Source organism: Ilumatobacter sp., from assembly GCF_041688325.1.
GTDB lineage: Bacteria > Actinomycetota > Acidimicrobiia > Acidimicrobiales > Ilumatobacteraceae > Ilumatobacter_A.
On the sequence record NZ_JBDNIJ010000360.1, the window covers coordinates 1 to 3,076 of the forward strand.

At 63.2% G+C, this 3,076-nt stretch carries 4 protein-coding genes; 1 reads left to right on the forward strand and 3 read right to left on the reverse strand.

The window, feature by feature from the left end:
* Window positions 1-1,104: ABC transporter substrate-binding protein (locus ACH2EI_RS18645; RefSeq protein WP_395161111.1), on the forward strand; the 1,104-nt coding region annotated here is incomplete at its 5' end.
* 53 nt (window positions 1,105-1,157) lie between these two features.
* Here ACH2EI_RS18645 and ACH2EI_RS18650 read toward each other — a convergent pair.
* From ACH2EI_RS18650 to ACH2EI_RS18660, 3 genes are read right to left on the reverse strand one after another with little or no spacing between them, the layout of a single operon-like run.
* Window positions 1,158-1,811, reverse strand: a complete 654-nt coding sequence (locus tag ACH2EI_RS18650; protein WP_395153362.1) for a chlorite dismutase family protein — start codon at window positions 1,809-1,811, stop codon at window positions 1,158-1,160.
* A 57-nt stretch (window positions 1,812-1,868) separates the two neighbouring features.
* Window positions 1,869-2,723, reverse strand: coding sequence for a formate dehydrogenase accessory sulfurtransferase FdhD (gene fdhD / locus ACH2EI_RS18655; protein ID WP_395153364.1), 855 nt, complete (start codon window positions 2,721-2,723; stop codon window positions 1,869-1,871).
* 9 nt (window positions 2,724-2,732) lie between these two features.
* A complete protein-coding gene (locus tag ACH2EI_RS18660) occupies window positions 2,733-2,882 on the reverse strand; it encodes a hypothetical protein (RefSeq protein WP_395161113.1) in 150 nt (49 codons plus the stop codon).
* Between the last annotated feature and the right edge of the window lie 194 nt (window positions 2,883-3,076).

Consider the following 3,076-nt stretch of genomic DNA (forward strand, 5'->3'; position numbering starts at 1 on the left):
ACGATCGGCCTGCTGCTGCCCTCCTCGGACCCAATCATGGGACAGGGCCTCATCGAGGCGTCGAACATTGCTGTCGATCGAATCAACGCAGCCGGCGGAGTGCTCGGCCGGTCGATTCGAATCGTCGAACAGGATGAAGGGCTCGGCGACGGCGGCGCAGCTGGTGTTGCAGCGCTCCTCGCCAGTGACCCGCAAATCGATGCCGTGGTCGGCCCGGCATCGTCACTGACGGCCCTGAACGAACTCGACACGCTCGTGTCGGCCGGGGTGATGTCGTGCTCCCCGACTGCAACAGCGTTGGCGCTCGACGACTTCCCCGACAACGAACTCTTCTTCCGCACAGCACCAAGTGATTCCTTGCAGGCGCTGGCGATCGCCGACCTCGCGCAACGAACGGGCGTCCAGAACATCGCCGTCGCCCATGTTGACGACGTCTACGGTCGGCCATTTGCCGCCGCGGTCAGCGACGCACTCTCCGAAGGCACCCGGACCGTCGCCACCTACCCATTCGTACGTGGCGACGGAACGCTCGAAGACATCGCGCGAGACGTCGTCGAATCAGGGGCGCAAGTCGTGGTCGTGATCGCCGGCAGCGACGACGGCACCGCTTTCCTCGAAGCATTGAGCAAGACAAACTTCGGGTCGCTGATCGACGTCATCGTCAACGATCAGCTCCGCGACCCGGCCGGCGCACAGCGCATCGAAGCACTCGACCCCAGCTTGCGCGATCGTGTCCGGGGCGTGGCTCCTCAAGCTCAGTCAACTGACGAAGACCGACCGTTCGATCCACCAGGATTGTTCGCCGCGAACGCCTTCGACTGCGTGAACTTGATAGCGCTCGCCGTCGACCTGGTCGGGTCAGACGATCCATCGGTGTTCGCCACACAGATCCCGGCGTTGACGACTCGTGGCCGAGTATGCCGGTCGTTCGAAGAGTGCAAAAATCTCCTCGACGAGAGCTTGAACATCAACTACAACGGACCCGACGGGATGACCGAGTTACTCGTTGTCGGCCACCCGGCACGGGCCCGCTTCGACGTGTTCGCATTCGACGAGACTGGCCGCGGCGTCTACGAGCAGTCGATCGTCGCCTCACGCCTCTGAATCGCACCCCCTCAATTCCAGCGGGCAATCGCAGGGGCGCTGACAGCGTCAGATCAGAAGATGTTCTCGATGTACTCGAGGTAGCCGACGTAGAAGGCACCGAACTCGCCGTAGAGGGCTGAACCCTCGTCGAAACGCATCGTGTACACAACTTCTTTGACGACGTCGGGGCTCTTGGCAAACAGCGTGACGCCCCACTCGAAGTCGTCGAGGCCGGTTGAGCCGGAGATGACCTGGGCGACCTTGCCAGCGAACTGGCGACCACTCTTGCCGTGCTCCATCATCATCTCGTAGCGACGCTCGAACGGCGTGGCGAACCAGTTGGCACCCTGCTCACGCTTCTTGCTCATCGGGTAGAAGCAGAAGGCGTTCAGACCCTCAGGCGGGATTGTCGGGGTGAGCCGACCGCGCAGCATCTCTTCGGGCATGCCCTTCGTGTACTCGGAGACCTCGGTGATCGACACGTAGCTGTCGACGATGTCGAGGCCCGCCTGCTGGAGCCGAGTTTGCAGCTGCCGCAACGTACGCCAATCCGCGCAGAGCGCCATGAAGGCCACGTCGGACTTGTGCCCGATCATTGCAGCGGTGATCACTTGACAATCGGCTTCTTCTGCTTCCTTGACCGCAGCGATGATCGCTTCTCGATCGAGGTTCGGGGTCGACTTCCCAAAGAGGTGAACGACGCTGAGACCTTGCTCCATCAACATGCAGGCCACGCTACTGGCGAATCAGCGACCCAGGCTTCGGGCCGGACGAACCCGTGTTCAACGCGGGTCAGCGCGGATCAGCGGCGCTGAGAGTCGCTCGGGTGCGTAGATATTGAACGTTGTGCCACGAACGAAGCCGGCGAGCAGCAGGTTCGCCCGACGCGCGGCGTCGACAGCCAATGCTGTCGGTGCGCTCACCGCGACGACTGCGCTGAAACCTCCGGCCCACGCCTTCTGCACCATCTCGATGCTGGCCCGGCCGCTGACGAAGAGCCCGAACTGCTCGTCGCTGTCAGCCGGCAGTGTTTGGGCAGGGTCAAGCAACATCGAACCAATGACCTTGTCGACGGCATTGTGACGGCCGACGTCCTCGCGCATCAGCAGAACGTCGCCGGAGCGGGTGAACGCTGCGGCAGCATGGACCGAGCCGGTCCGGGCAAACAGCCCTTGCTCACCGAGCACCCGGTCGGGCATTGCTGCAATCACGTCGAGATCGAACGCTTCGCTGGACGGAATCGGCGCAAGCCGTGCGCAGAGGTCGTCGATCTGTTCGCTTCCGCACCATCCGCAACTGGACGACACGTTGCCGAGGCGTGGAGTCGGTTTGGGGGCACGACCACCGGTCTCGACCGTGACAATGTTGAACTCGCTGTCGACCGCGCTCCCATCGACGCAGTAGCGAACGCCAATGATCGAAGCGCCGCCGAGCAGTCCTTCGGTATGGCAGAACCCGGCCGCCAACTCGAAGTCGTTGCCGGGGGTGCGCATCGTTGTGGCGATCAGCGTTCCGTCGAGCTGAATCGACATGGGCTCCTCGACGATCAATTCATCGGGGCTGCGCTTCATTTGGCGAGCTTCGCCAACGCCGGTCACCCTCGTGACGAGCATGCGCTCAGATCGACGACGTGCCATGCATGCAGGCTACGCGCAAGGTGCGACCGACGGGGCCCCACCCGTGCTGGCCAGGAACTGCAGCCGGGCAGATGCGGCCCGAGCAGCGCTTCCATCACTCGAGTTGAAGTAGAGCGACGGTTCGATCAGTTCGAGGTGCGGCTGGACCATCAGGGCCATGTCGGACACCACGCTTACGTCGCGGTCGCATTCAATGGCACCGGATGATCCGACGCTGCGGGTCCGCCAAATCAGACCGGCTGCAATAACGTCGGCGACATGAGCGGCCCCACGACCCGATTGGCGCGGCTGCCGCTGTACTTGGGTGGCCTGATGGGCCCGTTCGGCACCATCGTGATCGTCCCGATGTTCCC

What these genes read in the sequence shown, in the direction of transcription:
- fdhD (WP_395153364.1), bottom strand. Translation starts at nt 2,723, where the DNA reads ATGGCACGTCGTCGATCTGAGCGCATGCTCGTCACGAGGGTGACCGGC.
- ACH2EI_RS18660 (WP_395161113.1), bottom strand. Translation starts at nt 2,882, where the DNA reads ATGGCCCTGATGGTCCAGCCGCACCTCGAACTGATCGAACCGTCGCTC.
- ACH2EI_RS18650 (WP_395153362.1), bottom strand. Translation starts at nt 1,811, where the DNA reads ATGTTGATGGAGCAAGGTCTCAGCGTCGTTCACCTCTTTGGGAAGTCG.